The sequence below is a fragment of the Nocardioides sp. GCM10028917 genome, from assembly GCF_042666175.1.
Classification (GTDB): domain Bacteria; phylum Actinomycetota; class Actinomycetes; order Propionibacteriales; family Nocardioidaceae; genus Nocardioides.
Map to the genome: position 1 here is coordinate 26,113 of NZ_JBHTFL010000014.1, position 19,213 is coordinate 45,325.

The window sequence follows — 19,213 nt, forward strand, 5'->3', positions numbered from 1 at the left end:
CCGCCGCGCCGGAGGCCAGCACCGCGACGGGGGCACCGGCACATGGCGCCGGTCCGCCCGATGCGCGGACCCGGCAGCGGACCGCATGGCACCGGGACTAGCCTTCGACGCACGATGGAAGACGAGCCGAAGACTCTCCTGGTCACCCTCACGGGCAAGGACCGGCCTGGCGTCACCTCAGCGATCTTCGCCGCGCTCGCCGCAGCCGGCGTCGAGGTCATCGACATCGAGCAGATCGTGCTCCGACGACGGCTGGTGCTCGGCATCCTCGTCACCGCGCCGCGGGACTGGAAGAAGCTGCGCGACACCATCGAGCGCACCGCCGCCGACCTCGACATGAGCGTCGAGGTGGACCGCGGCGCCGGCGACAACCGCAGCCGGCGCGGCGAACGCTCGCACATCACGATCATCGGCAACCCGCTCAAGGCCTCGGCGATGTCCGCGATCGCGGGCCGGATCGCCGACTCGGGCGCCAACATCGACAAGATCGAGCGCATGGCGCGCTACCCCGTCACCGCCATCGAGCTGCACGTCTCCGGCGCGCCCGCCGACACGCTGCGACCCCTCCTCTCGGTCGAGGCCGTCAAGCAGGGCATCGACCTCGCCGTCCAGCGCGACTCCCTCCACCGCCGCGGCATCCGGCTGATCGTGATGGACGTCGACTCCACCCTGATCCAGGGCGAGGTCATCGAGATGCTCGCCGCCCACGCCGGGCAGGAGGTCGAGGTCGCTCGCGTGACCGAGGCGGCGATGCGCGGCGAGCTCGACTTCGAGGCGTCCCTGCGCGAGCGGGTCGCGCTGCTCGAGGGCGTCCCGGAGTCCGCCCTCGACGACGTCTACCAGTCGATCCTGCTCGCGCCCGGTGCCCGCACCATGGTGCGCACGCTGCGCCGCCTCGGCTACCGCTTCGCGATCGTCTCCGGTGGCTTCACCCAGATCACCGACCGCCTCGCGGCCGACCTCGGCATCCACTTCGCTCGCGCCAACGAGCTCGAGGTCGTCGACGGACGCCTCACCGGTCGCATCGTCGGCGACGTCGTCGACCGGGCGGGCAAGGCGGCGGCGCTGCGCGAGTTCGCCGCCGAGGTCGGCGTACCCCTCGACGCCGTGATCGCCATCGGTGACGGCGCCAACGACCTCGACATGCTCAACGCCGCCGGCCTCGGCATCGCCTACAACGCCAAGCCGATGGTCCGCGACGCCGCTGACACGGCCGTCAACGTCCCCTACCTCGACGCGATCCTCTACCTCCTCGGCATCTCGCGCGAGCAGATCGAGGAGGCCGACGCGGCGGTGGGGATCACCACCCCCGCGCCGCCGCTCATCGGCTGACGACGTCGGGGCGTACGCCGACCGCGACGCACCCGCCGACCTCGTCGTCGGTCTCGACCCGCGTCGCGAGCCCGGCCGCCTGCATTGCGCCGATCGTGAGCCCCGCCTGTCCGGGGCTGGTCTCGATCAACAGCACTCCCCCGTGCGCCAGCCAGCGCGCGGCGTCCGCCGCGAGCCGCCGGTGCAGGTCGACGCCGTCGACGCCGCCGTCGAGCGCCACCAGCGGCTCGTGGTCGCGAGCCTCCGGCGGCATCGCCGCCACCCGGTCAGTGGGGACGTAGGGCGCGTTGGCGGCCAGCACGTCGACGCGGCCGACGAGGCCGGTCGGCAGGGCGCCGTACAGGTCCCCGAGGTGGAGCGCCGCGGACGGTGCGTTGGACCGGGCGCACGCGAGGGCCGCCGCACTGATGTCCGACGCGTGCACCTCGGCGTGCGTGCCCTCGAGGCTCGCGGCCACCGGCGCCACCCCGCAGCACATCTCGACCACGACGGGCCGTCCGCGGCCGACCGGCACGGCGCGGGTTCGCTCGAGCGCCGTCCTCGCCAGGAGCTCGGTGCGCCGCCGGGGCACGAAGACGCCGGCGGCGACCACCAGCCGCCGGTCCAGGAACGCGACCCACCCGAGCACCGTCTCCAGGGGCTCGCCGGCAGCACGACGTACGACGAGGCCCTCGAGCTCGTCGGGCGACGCCGCGGCCTCCTCCAGCAGGGCCGCCTCGTCCTCGGCCCACACGCAGCCGGCGGCGCGGAGCCGCGCCACGACCTGCGGATCGCTCACGCAGCCCCGACGTGGAACGCGTCGAGCCGCGCCGTGCCGGGACCGAGGTCGGCCCACGAGCCCTCGACGGCGAAGACCGCGACGGCCGACGTCGGGAAGCCGCGCGTCACCATGGCGGTCGTCGCCTCGCCGTCGCCCTCGCCGTCGTCGACGAGCTCGGCCAGCGACCCCATGGTCGGGTTGTGGCCGATGACGACCAGGGTCCGTACGTCGTCCGCGACCTCACGCACCAGGTCGAAGGCCGAGTCCGTTCCGGCGGCGTAGAGGCCCTCGGAGAAGACGGCGATGGCCTCGTCCCAGCCGGCGCCGGCGGCGACCTGCTGCCACGTCTGCCTGGTGCGGAGCGCGTCGGAGACCAGCGCGGCGTCGGGCTCGACGCCGTGGTCGCGCATCCAGCGTCCGGCCGCCTCCGCGTCGCCCATCCCACGCTCGGCCAGCGCACGCACGTGATCGGTGCTCGCACTGTGCTCGGCCTTGGCGTGACGCATGACGACCAGTCGGCGCGAACCCGCGTCCGACGTCTTCCCCACAGACTCCTGCATTCCCTCACCCTTCCAGCCGCTAGCCTGCGTGTCATGCCCAGGGGACCACTCATGATCATCGGGGGCGCCGAGGACAAGGTGCGCAAGCCCACCATCCTCAAGCACTTCGTCACGCTGAGCGGCGGCCGGGACGCACGCATCGCCGTCATCCCGACGGCCTCCTCGCTGGGGCGCGAGGTGGTGGACGTCTACGACGCGCTGTTCACGAAGTTCGGCGCGGCCGACGTGGATGCCGTACGCCCGGAGTCGCGCGACCAGGCCCACGACCCGGCGCTCGTGAAGGCGCTCGACGAGGCCACCGGGATCTTCATGACCGGCGGCAACCAGCTCAAGCTGTCGTCCATCGTGTGCGGCACGCCGGTCGGAGAGGCGATCCTGCGGGCGCACGAGCGCGGTGCGGTCGTGGCGGGCACCTCGGCGGGCGCGAGCATCCAGTCGTCGCACATGGTCGCCTTCGGCGTCGGCGGGGCCACGCCCAAGCAGCGGATGACGCAGGTGGCGGCCGGCCTCGGCCTCGTCGACATGGCCGTCATCGACCAGCACTTCGACCAGCGCAACCGCTACGGCCGGCTGCTGATGATCGTGGCCCAGAGCCCGCAGCTGCTCGGCATCGGCGTCGACGAGGACACGTGCGGCCTGGTCGAGGACGTCGACGGCGACACCGTCATGCGGGTGCTGGGCAAGGGCGCGGTGACGATCTTCGACGGCTCGCGCATGGTCTCCAACGCCTACGAGGCCACCCGGTCCTCGCCGCTGCTCGCCAGCGGGGTCGTGTTCCACACGCTGCCGGCCGACACCGTCTTCAACCTGACCACCCGCGAGCTCGTGCCGCAGGAGCCGTCCGTCCAGCGGGAGGACGCCGAGGAGCTCGCCGAGGCAGGCCGCGACCTCCGCCAGCTGGCCCGCGACATCGCCGCTGCCGACGCGACCCCCGCCGCGATCCGCCGACGCCTCAAGCTGCGCCGCGGCTCAGCCCCCCAGACCCCCGCACCCGACCACGGAGACCACACATGAGTGAGCGACCGACGCCAGACCTGGAGATCGTCGAGACCCGCGTCTACCGCGGCGCCAACGTCTGGTCCTACGACAAGTCGATCCACCTGGTGGTCGACCTGGGCTCGCTCGAGCAGTTCCCCAGCAACACCATCCCCGGCTTCAGCGACGACCTGGTCGCGATGCTGCCCGGCCTGCGCGAGCACTCGTGCTCGCGCGGACGACGCGGCGGCTTCCTCGAGCGCCTCAACGAGGGCACCTGGCTGGGCCACGTCGCCGAGCACGTCGCGCTGGCCCTCCAGCAGCTCGTCGGCCACGACATCCGCCGCGGCAAGACCCGGCAGGTCAAGGGGCAGCCGGGTCGCTACAACATCATCTACGGCTACATCGACGAGAACGTCGGCCTGACCGCCGGGCGCCTGGCCGTACGCCTGGTGAACCACCTCGTCGAGGGGGACCCGGACTTCGACTGGGAGACGGAGCGGGACGAGTTCATCCGACGCGCCGAGCGCACCGCGTTCGGCCCGTCGACCCAGGCCATCGTCGACGAGGCGGTCTCCCGGGACATCCCGTGGATCCGGCTCAACCAGTACTCCCTCGTCCAGCTCGGTCAGGGCGTCCACGCCAAGCGGATCCGCGCGACCATGACCTCGGAGACCTCGTCCATCGCGGTGGACATCGCCTCCGACAAGGACCTCACCACCAAGCTGCTCGGTGCCGCGGGGCTGCCGGTCCCCAAGCAGGAGTCCGTCCGCTCGGAGGACCAGGCCGTCGCGGCGGCCCGCAGGATCGGCTATCCCGTGGTGCTCAAGCCGCTCGACGGCAACCACGGCCGCGGGGTCTGCCTCGACCTGCAGGACGAGGCCGACGTACGCGCCGCGTTCCCCATCGCCGAGGGGCAGTCGAGGCGCGGCAACGTGATCGTCGAGTCCTTCGTCACCGGGAAGGACTACCGCTGCCTGATCATCGACGGCCGCATGGTCGCCATCGCCGAGCGGGTCCCGGCGTCGGTCACCGGTGACGGCCGCTCGACGGTGGAGCAGCTGGTCGAGCTGACCAACGCCGACCAGCGCCGTGGGGTCGGGCACGAGAAGGTGCTCACCAGGATCAAGATCGACGACGCGGCCATCGAGGTGCTCGCGGACCAGGGCCACAAGCTCGACTCCGTGCCCGCCGAGGGCGAGATGGTGAAGCTCGCGCTGACGGGCAACATGTCGACCGGCGGCATCTCGATCGACCGCACCTTCGAGGCGCACCCGGAGAACGTCGAGATCGCCGAGGAGGCCGCCCGGATGGTCGGCCTCGACATCGCCGGCATCGACTTCATCTGCCCCGACATCACGGAGCCGGTGCGGGAGGCCGGCGGGGCGATCTGCGAGGTCAACGCCGCGCCGGGGTTCCGGATGCACACCCATCCGACCATCGGCGAGCCGCAGTTCATCGCCAAGCCGGTGGTCGACATGCTGTTCCCGCCGGGCGCCCCGTCGAGGATCCCGATCGTCGCGGTCACCGGCACCAACGGCAAGACCACCACCAGCCGGATGATCAGCCACATCTTCAAGGGCATGGGCCGCAAGGTCGGCATGACGTCCACCGACGGCGTGGTCATCGACGAGCGGCTCGTGATCCGGGCCGACGCGTCCGGACCACGGTCGGCCCGGATGGTGCTCCAGAACCCGCGCGTCGACTTCGCCGTCTTCGAGGTCGCCCGCGGCGGCATCCTGCGCGAGGGCCTGGGCTACGAGCGCAACGACGTCGCCGTGGTGCTCAACGTGCAGCCCGACCACCTCGGGCTCCGCGGGATCGACACCGTGGAGCAGCTGGCCGACGTGAAGGCCGTCATCGTCGAGGCGGTGCCCCGTGACGGGCATGCCGTGCTCAACGCCGACGACCCTCTGGTGCGCGAGATGCGCCGCAAGTGCTCGGGCCAGGTCGTGTGGTTCTCGATGGAGGAGCCCGGCAGCGAGGTGCGCGACATGATCGACGCGCACTGCCGCCGCGGCGGCAAGGCCATCGTCCTCAACCCCACCGAGCGCGGCGAGATGATGGTCGTCCAGCACGGCCGTCGCGAGATGCAGCTCGCATGGACCCACCTCCTTCCCGCCACCTTCAGCGGACGGGCGCGGATGAACGTGCAGAACTCGCTCGCCGCGGCCGCGGCGGCCTTCGCCGCCGGGGCCCCGCTCCACGACATCCGGCAGGGACTGCGCACCTTCTCGACCAACTACTACCTCTCCCCCGGCCGCCTCAACGAGGTCGAGGTCAACGGCGTCAACGTGATCGTCGACTACTGCCACAACGCGCCCGGCATGAAGATGCTCGGCGACTTCGTGGACCGCGTCGGCGAGTCGCTCGAGTCGTCGCACGACCTGGCCCGGCCCTCGCGGATCGGCATCATCGCCACGGCCGGCGACCGCCGCGACCAGGACATGTACGAGCTCGGGCAGATCGCGGCCCAGCACTTCGACGTGTGCATCGTGCGCGAGGACGTGGCGCTCCGCGGTCGCGAGCGCGGGGCGACCGCCCAGCTCGTCCTGGACGGCGTACGCGCCGCGATGGACGAGGGTGCCCGCTGCAAGCAGGCAGAGCTGGTGCTCGAGGAGATCGAGGCCGTGCGCCACGCGATGAGCCGTGCCAACCGTGGAGACCTCGTGGTGGTGTGCGTCGACAAGCACGCCGAGGTGATGGCCGAGCTGGAGAACTGGTCCGACGTCGCCCAGGCCGGCTCCACCACCAACCCCGACGCGCCCTCCGCGGACCCCGACTACACCCCTCCCGCCGACCAGGCGGCGGGCGGCGCGTGAGGATCCTCGACCTGACGGACCTCCCGCACCGTCCGATCGAGGCGAACGGGAGCCGCGGCTTCTCCGTCGGTGCATTCGGCCTGAGCGCCGACGCCCACCTCGTGTCGGTCGCGCTCGCACCCGGCGGTGCCATCGGACGGCACCCGGCCGTCGGCCGCCAGCTGCTGGTGGTCCTCGCCGGCGAGGCGGACGTGAGCGGCGCGGACGGCTCCACGCGCCGCCTCTCCCCCGGGCAGGCCGCCGTGTGGGAGCCCGGCGAGCAGCACGAGACGCGCTCGGCGACCGGGCTCTCGGCCCTCATCGTCGAGGGGGACCTCGACATCGGTGCGCCCGGCGAGCAGGTGGACCCGGGCGACATCTGAGCCCGGCTGTCGACTACCCCTCGCTCTTACGGAGCGCGCCAGACGACGATCTCGTAGACCGCGGGGCCGTCGTCGGTGCGCTCGAACGCGACTCCGACGTCCGAGGCGACCCGCTCGAGGCCGTACGACACTGCACGACGCTCGACCTCCTCGCTCGGGTGGCGGCGCACCCGATGGTCGCCGCCCACCACGCTCACCGGGGAGGCCTGCACCGACCCGTCGTCCAGCAGCGGCTCGTGGCTCACCACCAGGTGCGCGCCTGGCGCCAGCCGTCCGGCGACCAGGCGGAGCACCTCGAACAGGTCCGGCAGCAGCTCGAGGAAGCCGATCGCCGTGACGAGGTCCCACTGGCCCTCGTGGGCGCGGAGGAACGACTCGGCGTCCGCAGCCACGATCTCGGCGTCCGGCACCTTGTCGCGCGCCAGCTCCAGCATCCCGGGCGACGGGTCGACGAGCGTCAGGGCGGCAGCGGGGAACAGCTCGTGCAGCACCGTCGCTGTCTGCCCGGTGCCGGCGCCGAGGTCGAGGACCCGCGCCGGAGCCAGGCCGAGCGGCGTGAGCAGCCCTCGGGCGCGTTGGTTGGCCGACCAGCCGTTGCCGGTGGTCATCTCGTCGTACGTCGGCGCGAGGGCGTCGTACACCTGCGCCCAGCCGTCGGTCACCGCTGAGCCGCCCGCACCTTCTGCGAGAGGACCTCGGGACTGTCGGGCGTGCCGCCGTGCGCGGCGATCCAGTCGTACGCCTCCTGCCGCTCGGCGTGGCACATGAGCCCGACGACGTCACCGGGCTCGGCGCGCTCGACCAGTGCGGCGAGGCAGGCGACCTCCGTGGCGTAGGTGTCGATGTCGGTAACCCCCACCCGGGCGGCGCCGGCGCGCAGCAGGGCGTCGATCTCGTCCATGGTGCGGCCGCGGAGGTACCACTCCTTGTGGCCGATCGCGACGACGTCGCTGCCCTTGGCGCCGATCTCCCCGAGAGCGTCGATCAGCTCATCGGTGCGGTCACCGACGGCACCGAGGCCGAGCAGCAGGCGAGCACCGGGACGTCGTACGCCCGACATGATCTCCAGCAGCGCCTCGAGCCCGGCCTCGTTGTGCGCGAGGTCCATGACCACCGACACGCTCTGCCCGTCGCCGGCCGGGAGCGAGAAGAAGTTCATCCGGCCCGGGTTGTGCTCGGCGTCGGGGAGGAACGACGTGAGTCCTGCGACGACGGCGTCGCGAGGGAGACCGATCGCGAGGGCGGCGGACGCAGCGGCGAGCGCGTTCTCGATGTTGAAGCGGGACAAACCGGCCAGCGTCATCGGGACGTCGGCGAGCTCGACGAGCGGGTCGGGGTCGGCGCCCGGCGCCAGCACGGTGATCCAGCCGTCGATCACCGTGGTGGCGCGTCCGCCGTCGGTGAGCACCTCGCGCACGGCCGGGGAGTCGGGGTCGCGGCTGAAGATCCACGGCCGTGCCGAGATCACGCTGCGCATCGCCAGCACCCGGGGGTCGTCGCCGTTGAGCACCGACCAGCCGTCCTTGCGGGTGATCCGCGGCACGACGGACTTCACCTCGGCGAGCTGGTCGACCGTGTCGATGCCCTGGAGGCCGAGGTGGTCGGCGGTCACGTTGGTCACGACCGACACGTCGTTGCGGCTGATGCCGATGCCCTTGAGCAGGATGCCCCCACGGGCGGTCTCGGTCACGGCGAGCTGCACGCCGTCGAGCCCCAGCGCCCGGCCGGCACCGGACGGTCCGGAGTAGTCGCCTGCCTCGACCAGCACGCCGTCGCGGTAGATGCCGTCGGTGTTGGACCACCCGACGACCAGCCCGCTGGTCCGCGCGACGTGCGCGATCATCCGGCTGGTCGTGGTCTTGCCGTTGGTGCCGGTCACCGCCACCACCGGGATGGTCGGCGTGATGGTGCCGGGCGTGTCGCCGCGGGGTGCTGCCGCGACCTCGGCCGCCGCAGCGCTGACGGCCTCCTCGACGTCGGGCGTCGGCAGCGCGTCCAGCGCGTGGGCGACCGCCTGGCCGAGCGCCTTCGCGCGTCCGCGGTTGCGCCACGGGAAGGCCACGATGACCACGTCGGGGTCGCTGGTGGGGCGTACCCGGACGGCGAGGCGACGCGTGCCTGCCTCCGCCGCGATGGCCCGGACCAGCCGCTCGACCGCCCGCAGGGCGAACCGTTGCCGGAAGCCTGAGCCGGGCGAGCCGGGCCTGGTCGTGCGCAGCCCGATGCGGCGGGCGAACCGCAGCACGGCCTCGTCGCCGGCCTCGGTGATCGTCGAGACGTCGAGCGTCAGCTTCACCGCTGCGCGCGGGAAGTAGAGGTTGGGGCCTTCGAGGACGCGCAGCTCGACGAGAGAGGTCACGCGGGGAAACTACCGAACGTCACAGGCCCATCGCGTGGAAGCCACCGTCGACGTGCACGATCTCGCCGGTGGTCGCCGGGAAGAAGTCGCTGAGCAGCGCCACCACGGCCTGCGCGGTCGGCCTGTGGTCGGACTCGTCCCACCCCAGGGGCGCCCGGTCCTTCCACGCCGACTCGAGGTCCTCGAAGCCCGGGATCGCCTTCGCGGCGAGGGTCTTCAGAGGGCCGGCCGAGACCAGGTTGCAGCGGATGCCCTCGGGCCCGAGGTCGCGGGCGATGTAGCGGGAGGTGTTCTCCAGCGCCGCCTTCGCGACGCCCATCCAGTCGTACGCCGGCCACGCGGTGGTGGCGTCGAAGGTCAGCCCGACGATCGACGAGCCCGGCGAGAGCAGCGGCTTGGTGGCGACGGCCAAGGACTTGAGGGAGTACGCCGACACCTGCACCGCCTGCGCGACGTCCTCCCACGGGCCGTCCATGAACTTGCCGCCGAGCAGCGTCTCCGGGTTGCCGTAGGCGATGGAGTGGACGACGCCGTCCAGGCCGTCGACGTGCTCCCGGACCTGGTCGGCGAGGCCCGCGAGGTGGTCCTCGTCGGTCACGTCGAGCTCGAGCACCGGCGCCTCCTGCGGGAGCCGCTTCGCGATGCGCCTCGTGATGCCCAGCGCGCGGCCGAAGTTGGAGATCAGCACCGTGGCGCCCTGCTCCTGCGCGACCTTGGCGGTCGCGAAGCCGATGGAGCTGTCCATCGTGACGCCGGCGACGAGGATGCGCTTGCCGTCGAGGATTCCCATGTCGTTGGACCTTTCGTCAGTGCTCGTGTCTCGCGGGAGGAAGGATCAGTGGCCCATGCCGAGGCCGCCGTCGACCGGGATCACGGCGCCGGTGACGTAGGAGGCGCCGTCGGAGGCGAGCCAGGTGACCGCCGAGGCGACCTCGGCCGTCGAGGCGTAGCGGCCCAGCGGGACCTGGGTCTTGATGAGGGTCTTCTGGTCGTCGGTGAGCACGTCGGTCATGTCGGTCTCCACGAAGCCCGGCGCGACCACGTTGGTCGTGATGGACCGGCTGCCGAGCTCGCGGGCCAGCGAACGGGCCATGCCGACGAGACCGGACTTGGAGGCGGCGTAGTTGACCTGGCCGGCCGAGCCGAGGAGCCCGACCACCGAGGAGATCAGGATGATCCGACCGCGCCGCAGCCGGAGCATGCCCTTGGCGGCGCGCTTGGCCAACCGGAAGGTGCCGGTGAGGTTGGTGTCGATGACCGAGGACCAGTCGTCCTCGCTCATCCGGAGCAGCAGGGTGTCCTTGGTGATGCCGGCGTTGGCGACGAGGACCTCGACCGGGCCGTGCGCCTCCTCGACCTGCGCGAAGGCCGCGTCGACCTGGGCGGCGTCGGTGATGTCGCAGCGCACGTCGAGCGCACCCTCGGGCGCGCCACCGTTGCGGGTGGTGACTGCGACCTTGTCGCCCTGGGCGATGAACGCCTCGGCGATGGCGCGGCCGATGCCGCGGTTGCCGCCGGTCACCAGGACCGATCGCGGCTCGGTCGGGGTGCTGGATCCGCTAATCTGGCTCACGCTCCCCGACGCTAGTGATTACCGGGGGGTATCCGGAATCACGCCGCGCCCCCGGGACACGCGAACGCCCGGGGCGTGACTACTCGTCCTCGAGGCGGAAGCCGACCTTCATGCCGACCTGGAAGTGCTCGACGACCCCGTCCTTGGCCTGGCCGCGGACCTGGGTGACCTCGAACCAGTCGATGTGGCGCAGGGTCTGCCCGGCGCGCTCGATGCCGTTGCGGATCGCCTGGTCGATGCCGTCGGGCGAGGTGCCGACGATCTCCGTGACGCGATAGGTGCGGTTGGTCATGATGCCTCCTGATCGACGGCTGTGCGGACCGTCACCGGCCCGTGGTTCTGCGAGCCTAGCGGCGTAGACTTCCAGCATGGCCAAGTCCGATGCCGTGCGCATCACCACGGCTCGCAGCAGCGCCGCAGACGACATGCGGTCGCGTCAGCGCCGCTACGCCATCTCGATGACGATCCGGCTCGTGTGCTTCGTGGGCGCCGTCGCGGTCGGTCCCGGCGTCCTGCGGTGGGTCCTGGTCGCTGCGGCCGTCTTCCTCCCGCTCTTCGCGGTGGTCATGGCCAACGCCAACGACCAGCGAGACGACGGATTCAGGCTGCCGACCAACGCCGGCACCCACGAACTGACGGCATCTGACGGTGAAGATTGAGGAAAACGACACGACGCCACGGGGTGTCGAAAGTTTGGTTTTCACCCAGTCCCATGGAATGATCTTCCTCGCTAGCGCAGCATCCCCCGTCTGCGTGTGCATCGAGGTGCCGGACAGCTTCCCCCCGTGGCTGTCCGGCACTTCTCATGTCCAGGACACCCCCGTGGGACGGGGAGGCCCCCGCCGGAAGGACGCCGATGGAGCTCGACCGTGACATCTGCTCGGCCAAGGGCTGCCAGGCCGACGCCGTGTGGGATCTCCAGTGGAACAACCCGAAGATCCACACCCCGGAGCGCCGCAAGTCCTGGCTCGCCTGCGACGAGCACCGGGCCTCGCTCTCGGACTTCCTCGGTGCGCGCGGGTTCCTGAAGGACGTCGTGGAGCACCAGCGGTAGATCGGCTCGCTCGGGGAACAGGGCTGGGGTGACCGTGGGATCCGGCAGCATCGACGCCTGGGGCGTCCAGCACTCGTGGCGTGACGCGAGCGGGACCGTCCAGCGCGCGTCTCGCCGGACGATCGACCGGCTGCGGCAGGCGATCGGCACCGCACCCGACGACCTCGAACGACGTGCCCCGCTCGTCACCCGACCCGGTCGTGACCTGGGCTTCGGCACGGTCCGTGTCACGTGCGAGGACGGCACGGACGTCGTGGTCGACGGCCGGCTGCCGGACGACTTCCCTCTCGGCTACCACCGACTGCACGTCGACGACGCACCGTCACGGCTGCTCGTCGTGTCGCCCGGACGCTGCTGGTTGCCCGAGCGTCGCGCCTGGGGATGGGCCGTGCAGCTGTACGGCGCGCGATCCCGCTCGAGCTGGGGCATCGGCGACCTCCGGGACCTGGAGGAGCTGCGCTCGTGGACCGAGCAGGAGGGTGGCGGGTTCCTCATCGTCAACCCCGTCCACGCCGTCGCGCCGATCGTCCCCGTGGAGGCGAGCCCCTACCTGCCCGCCACCCGTCGCTTCCGCAACCCGATCTACCTCCACGTCCCGCACGTGCCCGGCCACGACCCCGCCGACGTCGACGCCGACGCGCTCGATCGCCTGGTCCGGAGCGAGCTCGTCGAGCGTGACGACGTGTGGACCGTCAAGCGTGCCGCCCTGCGCCGAGCGTGCGACCGACACCTGTCCACCGGCGACACGGAGGACTTCGACCGCTGGCGCGGTCAGCACGGCGCTGCCCTCGAGGACTTCGCCACGTGGTGCGTCCTGACCGAGCACCACGGCCCCGACTGGCGGCGGTGGCCGGCGGCGCTCCGACGACCCGACGGAGACGGCGTACCGGCGTTCCGCGAGGTCCACGCCGAGGAGGTCCGCTTCCACGCCTGGCTCCAGTGGCAGCTCGACGAGCAGCTCCGTCGCGCGACGGGTGGGCTCACGGTCGTCCAGGACCTGCCGATCGGCGTGTCGGGTGCCGGCGCGGACGCCTGGGCGTGGCAGGAGACGCTGGCGCAGGGGGTCACGGTCGGGGCCCCTCCCGATGCGCTGAACTCGCTCGGGCAGGACTGGGGATCCCCGCCGTTGGTGCCGTGGCGGCTCCGGCTCGCGGAGTACGAACCGTTCATCCAGTCGGTGCGCAGCACGATCTCGGGTGCCGGTGGACTGCGCATCGACCACGTCATGGGGTTGTTCCGGCTCTGGTGGATCACCGAGGGGTCCGACCCGACCGAGGGTGCCTACGTCCGTTACCCGAGCGACGACCTCCTCGACATCGTCGCGCTCGAGTCACACCGGGCTCGCGCCGTCATCGTGGGTGAGGACCTCGGCATCGTGGAGCCGGAGGTCCCGGAGGCGCTCGCCAGTCGCTCGATCCTCTCCTACAAGCTGCTGTGGTTCGAGGAGTCCCATCCCGTCGCCTGGCCCTCGGCCGCCCTCGGCACCGTGACGAGCCACGACCTGCCGACGGTGGCCGGCCTGTGGACGGGGTCGGACGCCGCCGACCAGCTCGCGACGACCGGCATGCCGGAGGAGGACGTCCGGCAGGGCCGTGAGGAGCTGCTGGGGAAGCTGACCCGCGCCGGACTGGAGGCGGACGCCACGCCGGCCGCGGCCGTCGACGCCGCGTACCGCCAGCTCTGCCGGGCCCCGTGCCTCCTGCTGGCGCTGTCTCTCGAGGACGCCGTGCTCGAGGAGCGCCGGCCGAACATGCCCGGCACCGTCGAGCGCGACAACTGGCGCCTGCCGCTCCCACTGCCGGTCGACGACCTCGGCCGATCCGCGACCGCCGCCCGACTCGTCGCCCTCGCCAACGCGGGGCTCGGCGCGGACGACCAGCCCGACTGACGTACGCCTATCCGCCGATGGCGGACATCGGGCGGTCGGGCTGGAGGAACGTCACGTCGTCGATGCCGTGGCCGGCGCGCTTGCCGAGCATCGCGATGACCCACCGCTCCGCGATCTCCTCGTCGCCGGCGCCGGAGCGCAGCGCCGTACGGAGGTCGGACTCCTCGCGGGCGAAGAGGCAGTTGCGCACCTGGCCGTCGGCGGTGAGCCGGACCCGGTCGCAGTCACCGCAGAACGGGCGGGTGACCGAGGCGATGATGCCGACCGTCGCCGGTCCGCCGTCGACGTCGAAGAGCTCGGCGGGGGCACTGCCCCGCGGCTCGCCGTGCGGCGTGAGGGCGAACTCGGCCGTGAGCTGCTCGTAGATCTCGTCGGCGGTCACCATCTCGGTGCGGCTCCAGTCGTGCTGGGCGTCGAGGGGCATCTGCTCGATGAAGCGCAGCTCGTAGCCGTGCTCGACGGCCCAGCGCAGCAGCTCGGCGGCCTGGTCGTCGTTGGTGCCGCGCAGCAGGACGGCGTTGAGCTTGATCGGCCCGAGTCCGGCGGCCTTGGCCGCCTCGAGGCCCGCCACGACGTCCTTGAGGCGGTCGCGGCGCGTGATGGTCGCGAAGGTCTCCGGCCGCACCGAGTCGATGCTGGCGTTGATCCGGTCGAGCCCGGCGTCGGCGAGCGCCTGCGCGGTGCGCGAGAGCCCGAGCGCGTTGGTGGTGAGGGACGTCTCGACACCGAGCGCGTGCGTACGCCCCACGATGTCGACCAGTCCCCGACGCAGCAGCGGCTCGCCGCCGGTGAAGCGCACCTCCCGGATGCCGAGCCGCTCGACGCCGATCGTGATCAGCCGGACGACCTCGTCGTCGGTCAGCGTCTGCTCGGTGGGCAGCCAGTCGAGGCCCTCGGCCGGCATGCAGTAGTTGCAGCGCAGGTTGCACCGGTCGGTCAGCGAGACCCGCAGGTCCGTGGCCACGCGGCCGAAGCGGTCTGCCAGGGGTGTCGTCACGGTCACAAGTCTACCGGCGGACGCCGCACCACCCGCCGGACGCTCAGGACGAGACGGTTAACCTCGCCGGGTGCACAAGCTGCGGTTCCTGGTCTCGCGCCGCTGGATCGCCTTCGCGCTCGTGGTCGTCTTCCTGGCGTGGGTCGCGTGGCGGCTCGGCGAGTGGCAGTTCCACCGGCTCGCCGACCGGCAGGAGCGCAACGAGATCATCCAGCGCAACGAGGAGGCCGGCGCCGACCCGGTCGCCGACGTCCTGGCCCCCGGGCGGGCGGTCGCAGCGGCCGACGAGTGGCGCATCGTCGAGGCCACGGGGACGTACGCCGTCGAGGACACCGTGGTCGTCCGCTACCGGACCCGCGACGGTGCCGCCGGCGTCGACGTCGTCGTCCCCCTGGAGCTCGACGACGGCACGAGCCTGCTGGTCGACCGGGGCTGGTTCGGGACCGACAACCGCGGAGCGACGACCGCCGACGTGCCCGCTCCGCCGGACGGGGAGGTCGAGATCACCGGCTGGGTACGCCGCGACGCCGAGGGCGACAGCGCCGCGGTCACCGACCAGTCCACCCGTGCCGTCGACAGCGCGCGCATCGGCGAGGCGCTCGACCGCGAGGTGCTCGGCGGCTGGGTCGACCTGCGCTCGGAGTCGCCCGAGCCCGCGACGCCGCTGCAGCCGGTCGAGCTCCCCGAGCTCGACAACGGCCCGCACTTCTTCTACGGGCTCCAGTGGTGGTTCTTCGGCGCCCTGGCGATCTTCGGCTTCTTCTACCTGATCTACGACGAGTGGCGCGGCGGCCGCGGCCCGTGGGGCAACCAGGACGCCCCGGCGCCCGAGCCGACGCGCACCGGCAGGGCCCAGCCGGCCCGGGCGCGACGCCGTACGTGGCGCGAGCGGCTGGACCCAGGGAGCGAGTCGGACCGTGAGTCGGACAGCGACTCAGAGGGCGCGGAGGAGTCCGCCGTCGACCGGGAGCATCACGCCCGTCAGGAATGACGCCGCCGGCGACAGCACGAAGGCAGCGACCGCGCCGAACTCCTCGGGCTTGCCGTAGCGACCCAGCGGGATGGACGCCTCAGCGGCGCGGCGCGCCGCCTCCGGGTCGCCGGTGGAGGCGTCCAGCTCCGCGACCCGTTCGGTGGCGATCCGGCCGGGCAGGAGGCCGTTGACCCGGACGCCCCGTGGGCCCAGCTCGTCGGCCAGGCTCTTGGCGACCATGGCGAGACCGGGACGCAGGCCGTTGGAGATCGCCATCTCCGGCAACGGCGCGCGCACGCTCGAGGAGAGCACGAGCCCCAGCGAGCCGCCCTCGGGAAGCGCGGTGCCGAGCTCGCGTGCGAGGCGGACGGCACCGAGGAAGACCGACTCGAAGGCCGCGCTCCACTGGTCGTCGGAGATGGCGGTGACCGGGCCCTTCGGCGGCCCGCCGACGCTGATCAGGGCACCGTCGACCCGCCCGAAGGCCTCGTCGGCGGCAGCGAGCAGCCGCCCAGGGGTCTCGCGGTCCGCGTTGTCCGCCGCGACGCCGACCGCCGCCCGGCGCCCGGCGACCTCGTCGAGCGCGCGGGTCGCCTCGTCGAGCGAGTCCTGCGAGCGGCCGGACAGCACGACGCTGGCCCCCTCAGCGACCAGCACGTCGGCGGTCGCCCGACCGAGCCCACGGGCCCCGCCGGTGACGATGAAGACTCGATCGGCCAGCTGCAGGTCCATGTCACGAGCCTAGCCGCGAGCGACGGGGGAGCTCGGGGCGTCGCGAGACCGTCGACCTAGCCGGGGACGACCTCGGACCGCTCCGCGCGGAACTGGGTCGCGTGGAGCGTGGCGTAGAGACCGCCGGCGGCGAGCAGCTCGGCGTGGGTGCCCTGCTGCACGACGCGGCCGTCGTCGAGGACGAGGATGAGGTCGGCGTTGCGGACGGTGGAGAGCCGGTGCGCGATCACCAGCGACGTCCGTCCTTCGAGCGCGGCGTCGAGCGCCTGCTGGACCGCGGCCTCGGACTCGCTGTCGAGGTGGGCGGTGGCCTCGTCGAGCACCACGATGGCCGGCGCCTTGAGCAGCAGGCGGGCGATCGCGAGCCGCTGCCGCTCTCCCCCGCTGAGCCGGTAGCCCCGGTCGCCCACGACCGTGTCGAGGCCGTCGGGCAGCGACCGCACCAGCGCCGCGATCTGGGCGGCCTCGAGGGCGGCCCACACGTCGGCCTCGGACGCCGCGGGGCGGGCGTAGAGGAGGTTGGCGCGGATGGTGTCGTGGAACATGTGCGCGTCCTGGGTGACGTAGCCGACGACGTCCTCGAGGGACTCGAGCGTGACGTCGCGCACGTCGTGGCTGCCGACGCGCACCGCACCCGACTCGACGTCGTAGAGCCGGGCGACGAGGTGCGTGACCGTGGTCTTGCCGGCGCCCGACGGGCCGACGAGCGCGACCATCTGACCGGGCGCGGCGGTGAAGGTGACCTCGTGCAGCACCTGCCCGGTGTCGCGCGACTCGGTGCGGGCGACGGTCTCGAGCGAGGCGAGAGAGATCTCGTCGGCGCGCGGGTAGGTGAACGCGACGTGGTCGAACTCGAGGCGCGACGCCGACGGCGGCAGGACGACGGCGTCCGGCTTCTCCTGGATGAGGGACGGCAGGTCGAGGACCTCGAAGACCCGGTCGAAGCTGACCAGCGCGGTCATCACGTCGATGCGGACGTTGGAGAGGCCCTGCAGCGGGCCGAGCAGGCGGGTCAGCAGCACGCCGAGGGCGACGATGGTGCCGACGGACAGGTCGCCGCGGATGGCCAGCCAGCCGCCGATGCCGTAGACGAGCGCGGTCGCCAGCGACGGCACGAGCGTCATCGCGGCGAAGAAGATGCGGGTGAGCAGGGAGATCCGGATGCCGAGGTCGCGCACGACCGCCGCCTTCTCGGCGTAGGCGACGTCCTCGGCGTCGCGGCGACCGAAGAGCTTGAGGAGCATCGCGCCGCCGACGTTGAACCGCTCGGTCATGGCGTTGCCGAGGTCGGCGTTGCCGTCCATCTGCTGGCGGGAGAGGCTGGCGAGGCGGTCGCCCACCACGCGCGAGGCGAGCAGCAGGATCGGGAACAGCGCAAGGCACAGCAGGGTGACCGGCCAGCTGAGGAAGAGCATCGTCACGCCCACGACCACGGCCGCGATGATGTTGGAGACGGTGCCCTGGAGCGTGGACGTGAACGCCCGCTGCGCACCGATGACGTCGTTGTTGAGGCGGCTGACGAGGGCGCCGGTCTGGGTGCGGGTGAAGAAGGCGAGCGACTGCCGCTGCACGTGGGCGAAGACCTGGGTGCGGAGGTCGTAGATCAGGCCCTCACCGATGCGGCTCGACAGCCACCCCGTGATCAGCCCGAAGCCGGCGTCGACGACGGCCACCACCGCCACCAGGACGGCGAGCCACACCACGAGCGCGGTGTTGCCGGTCTGCACGCCGTCGTCGATGATCGCCTTGAGCAGCAGCGGTGGGACGACGACGAGCGCCGCGTCGACCACGGTCACCGCCAGGAACGCCTCGATCAGCCGGCGGTGCGGGCGCGCGAAACCGAGCACCCGGCGCAGCGTGCGCCGCTCGATCTTGTTGTCGACGACGCTCCGGTCACTGCGCAGGTGCCGCCATGGCGGGCCACCCGCGCCCGGTCCCATCGACATGCCCACTCCTCCTGAGGTCCACCAGCGTGAACTCTCCGCAGGCCGTCATTGTTCCTCGCGGCACCGACACCCGCGTCGACGCGGTGACCGGATCAGCCCGCGAAGGCGGCAGCGACCGCGCGGAACCGACGTACCTGCGCCTCGCGCTCGAGGCGCCGCTGCTCGTCCAGGTCGCGGTCGGCCGCCCCCTGGAGCAGGATCTTGGTCTCGGTGACGACACCGGGCATCGGCGCGACCAGCGCGGCGACCAGGTCGGCGACGGCGGCATCGAGCCCGGCGGCCGGGACGCAAGCGGTGGCGAGGCCGATCCGGGCGGCCTCCTCCCCGGGCACGACGCGCGCGGTCGCACAGATCTCCAGCGCCCGGGCGTAGCCGACGTGCTCGACGAGCGGCTTGGTGCCGGTGAGGTCGGGCACCAGTCCGAGGGCCGACTCCTTCATCGAGAACTTCGCGTCGTCGGCGACCAGGCGGAGGTCGCACGACAGGGCGAGCTGGAAGCCGGCTCCGATGGCGTGGCCCCTCACCTTGGCGATGGAGACGAAGCGCGGGTCGCGCAGCCACGTGAAGCCGCGCTGGAACTCCTCGATCCGGGCGGAGGCCTCCTCGTCGCTGAGCGCCAGCAGCCCGAGCACCGTGCCCTCCCCCGCGTCGGCCGGGTCGAGCATCGCGCGGTCGAGACCGGCCGAGAAGGTGTCGCCCTCCCCCGCCACCACCACGACCCGTACGTCGTCGGGCAGCGAGGCGCCGAGCTCGCCGAGCGCCAGCCACATGGCCGGGGTCTGCGCGTTGCGCACCTCGGGCCGGTCCAGGGTGATCGTGGCGACGGCGCCGTCCACGTCGAGGCGGAGGCCGACCGTGGCGAGCTCTTCGGGAGTCATGC

Annotated in this window: 19 protein-coding genes; 8 read left to right on the top strand and 11 right to left on the bottom strand. The window is 72.3% G+C overall.

Features of this window, described 5'->3' with window-relative positions:
• Positions 1-114: 114 nt before the first annotated feature.
• On the top strand, positions 115-1,332 hold the full coding sequence (gene serB / locus ACFQW6_RS22405; protein WP_378550832.1) for a phosphoserine phosphatase SerB: 1,218 nt from the start codon (positions 115-117) through the stop codon (positions 1,330-1,332).
• Here the strand turns inward: serB and ACFQW6_RS22410 are convergent.
• The gene (locus ACFQW6_RS22410) at positions 1,322-2,110 is read right to left on the bottom strand and encodes a putative protein N(5)-glutamine methyltransferase (RefSeq protein ID WP_378550834.1); all 789 of its coding nucleotides are present in this window, start codon (positions 2,108-2,110) and stop codon (positions 1,322-1,324) included. The two genes, serB and ACFQW6_RS22410, sit on opposite strands and share 11 nt — an antisense overlap.
• A complete protein-coding gene (locus ACFQW6_RS22415) occupies positions 2,107-2,652 on the bottom strand; it encodes a SixA phosphatase family protein (RefSeq protein WP_378550836.1) in 546 nt (181 codons plus the stop codon). Before ACFQW6_RS22415 ends, ACFQW6_RS22410 begins: the two co-directional genes overlap by 4 nt.
• Positions 2,653-2,685: 33 nt before the next feature.
• On the opposite strand from ACFQW6_RS22415, the gene ACFQW6_RS22420 reads away from it, so the two are divergent.
• Genes ACFQW6_RS22420 through ACFQW6_RS22430 form a run of 3 tightly spaced genes read left to right on the top strand, consistent with a single transcriptional unit; the run spans position 2,686 to position 6,811 of the window.
• The gene (locus ACFQW6_RS22420; protein WP_378550838.1) at positions 2,686-3,666 is read left to right on the top strand and encodes a cyanophycinase; all 981 of its coding nucleotides are present in this window, start codon (positions 2,686-2,688) and stop codon (positions 3,664-3,666) included.
• Entirely contained in the window at positions 3,663-6,449 is a 2,787-nt protein-coding gene (cphA, locus tag ACFQW6_RS22425) for a cyanophycin synthetase (RefSeq protein ID WP_378550840.1), read from the top strand. Before ACFQW6_RS22420 ends, cphA begins: the two co-directional genes overlap by 4 nt.
• Complete coding sequence (locus ACFQW6_RS22430; protein WP_378550842.1) at positions 6,446-6,811, top strand: cupin domain-containing protein; 366 nt, start codon at positions 6,446-6,448, stop codon at positions 6,809-6,811. Before cphA ends, ACFQW6_RS22430 begins: the two co-directional genes overlap by 4 nt.
• A 26-nt stretch (positions 6,812-6,837) precedes the next feature.
• Here ACFQW6_RS22430 and ACFQW6_RS22435 read toward each other — a convergent pair whose 3' ends face one another.
• From ACFQW6_RS22435 to ACFQW6_RS22455, 5 genes are all read right to left on the bottom strand, one after another.
• The gene (locus ACFQW6_RS22435; protein ID WP_378550844.1) at positions 6,838-7,473 is read right to left on the bottom strand and encodes a class I SAM-dependent methyltransferase; all 636 of its coding nucleotides are present in this window, start codon (positions 7,471-7,473) and stop codon (positions 6,838-6,840) included.
• Entirely contained in the window at positions 7,470-9,170 is a 1,701-nt protein-coding gene (locus ACFQW6_RS22440; RefSeq protein WP_378550846.1) for a Mur ligase family protein, read from the bottom strand. The genes ACFQW6_RS22435 and ACFQW6_RS22440 overlap by 4 nt, the downstream gene beginning before the upstream one ends.
• Before the next feature lie 19 nt (positions 9,171-9,189).
• Positions 9,190-9,960 (bottom strand): enoyl-ACP reductase FabI, encoded by a 771-nt coding sequence (gene fabI, locus ACFQW6_RS22445; protein ID WP_378550848.1) that lies wholly within the window; start codon positions 9,958-9,960, stop codon positions 9,190-9,192.
• 45 nt (positions 9,961-10,005) lie between these two features.
• Positions 10,006-10,734 carry a beta-ketoacyl-ACP reductase gene (locus ACFQW6_RS22450; protein WP_378550974.1) on the bottom strand — a complete coding sequence of 243 codons (729 nt, stop codon included), beginning with the start codon at positions 10,732-10,734 and terminating at the stop codon, positions 10,006-10,008.
• An 88-nt stretch (positions 10,735-10,822) separates the two neighbouring features.
• The gene (locus tag ACFQW6_RS22455) at positions 10,823-11,035 is read right to left on the bottom strand and encodes a dodecin (protein WP_191197183.1); all 213 of its coding nucleotides are present in this window, start codon (positions 11,033-11,035) and stop codon (positions 10,823-10,825) included.
• A gap of 76 nt (positions 11,036-11,111) precedes the next feature.
• Between ACFQW6_RS22455 and ACFQW6_RS22460 the strand changes: the two genes are divergently transcribed.
• The 3 genes from ACFQW6_RS22460 (at position 11,112) to malQ (ending at position 13,685) form a co-directional block, all read left to right on the top strand.
• A complete protein-coding gene (locus ACFQW6_RS22460) occupies positions 11,112-11,402 on the top strand; it encodes a DUF3099 domain-containing protein (protein WP_378550850.1) in 291 nt (96 codons plus the stop codon).
• Positions 11,403-11,599: 197 nt separating this feature from the next.
• Positions 11,600-11,797, top strand: coding sequence for an acetone carboxylase (locus ACFQW6_RS22465; RefSeq protein ID WP_378550852.1), 198 nt, complete (start codon positions 11,600-11,602; stop codon positions 11,795-11,797).
• Between the two features lie 28 nt (positions 11,798-11,825).
• Positions 11,826-13,685 carry a 4-alpha-glucanotransferase gene (gene malQ / locus ACFQW6_RS22470; protein WP_378550854.1) on the top strand — a complete coding sequence of 620 codons (1,860 nt, stop codon included), beginning with the start codon at positions 11,826-11,828 and terminating at the stop codon, positions 13,683-13,685.
• 7 nt (positions 13,686-13,692) lie between these two features.
• Here malQ and moaA read toward each other — a convergent pair whose 3' ends face one another.
• Complete coding sequence (gene moaA, locus ACFQW6_RS22475; RefSeq protein WP_378550856.1) at positions 13,693-14,682, bottom strand: GTP 3',8-cyclase MoaA; 990 nt, start codon at positions 14,680-14,682, stop codon at positions 13,693-13,695.
• Between the two features lie 70 nt (positions 14,683-14,752).
• Here moaA and ACFQW6_RS22480 point away from each other — a divergent pair, with 70 nt between their 5' ends.
• Complete coding sequence (locus ACFQW6_RS22480; protein ID WP_378550858.1) at positions 14,753-15,673, top strand: SURF1 family protein; 921 nt, start codon at positions 14,753-14,755, stop codon at positions 15,671-15,673.
• Here the strand turns inward: ACFQW6_RS22480 and ACFQW6_RS22485 are convergent.
• From ACFQW6_RS22485 to ACFQW6_RS22495, 3 genes are all read right to left on the bottom strand, one after another.
• Positions 15,617-16,387, bottom strand: coding sequence for an SDR family oxidoreductase (locus tag ACFQW6_RS22485; RefSeq protein ID WP_378550860.1), 771 nt, complete (start codon positions 16,385-16,387; stop codon positions 15,617-15,619). The genes ACFQW6_RS22480 and ACFQW6_RS22485 overlap by 57 nt on opposite strands.
• Positions 16,388-16,443: 56 nt before the next feature.
• Entirely contained in the window at positions 16,444-18,333 is a 1,890-nt protein-coding gene (locus ACFQW6_RS22490; RefSeq protein WP_378550862.1) for an ABC transporter ATP-binding protein, read from the bottom strand.
• A gap of 92 nt (positions 18,334-18,425) precedes the next feature.
• Positions 18,426-19,211 carry an enoyl-CoA hydratase/isomerase family protein gene (locus tag ACFQW6_RS22495; protein ID WP_378550864.1) on the bottom strand — a complete coding sequence of 262 codons (786 nt, stop codon included), beginning with the start codon at positions 19,209-19,211 and terminating at the stop codon, positions 18,426-18,428.
• Positions 19,212-19,213 lie beyond the last annotated feature (2 nt).

Coding starts and splice junctions, on each gene's coding strand:
- fabI (WP_378550848.1), bottom strand. CDS start 9,960: ATGGGAATCCTCGACGGCAAGCGCATCCTCGTCGCCGGCGTCACGATG.
- cphA (WP_378550840.1), top strand. CDS start 3,663: ATGAGTGAGCGACCGACGCCAGACCTGGAGATCGTCGAGACCCGCGTC.
- ACFQW6_RS22415 (WP_378550836.1), bottom strand. CDS start 2,652: ATGCAGGAGTCTGTGGGGAAGACGTCGGACGCGGGTTCGCGCCGACTG.
- ACFQW6_RS22455 (WP_191197183.1), bottom strand. CDS start 11,035: ATGACCAACCGCACCTATCGCGTCACGGAGATCGTCGGCACCTCGCCC.
- ACFQW6_RS22490 (WP_378550862.1), bottom strand. CDS start 18,333: ATGTCGATGGGACCGGGCGCGGGTGGCCCGCCATGGCGGCACCTGCGC.
- ACFQW6_RS22420 (WP_378550838.1), top strand. CDS start 2,686: ATGCCCAGGGGACCACTCATGATCATCGGGGGCGCCGAGGACAAGGTG.
- serB (WP_378550832.1), top strand. CDS start 115: ATGGAAGACGAGCCGAAGACTCTCCTGGTCACCCTCACGGGCAAGGAC.
- ACFQW6_RS22495 (WP_378550864.1), bottom strand. CDS start 19,211: ATGACTCCCGAAGAGCTCGCCACGGTCGGCCTCCGCCTCGACGTGGAC.
- ACFQW6_RS22465 (WP_378550852.1), top strand. CDS start 11,600: ATGGAGCTCGACCGTGACATCTGCTCGGCCAAGGGCTGCCAGGCCGAC.
- ACFQW6_RS22485 (WP_378550860.1), bottom strand. CDS start 16,387: ATGGACCTGCAGCTGGCCGATCGAGTCTTCATCGTCACCGGCGGGGCC.
- ACFQW6_RS22460 (WP_378550850.1), top strand. CDS start 11,112: ATGGCCAAGTCCGATGCCGTGCGCATCACCACGGCTCGCAGCAGCGCC.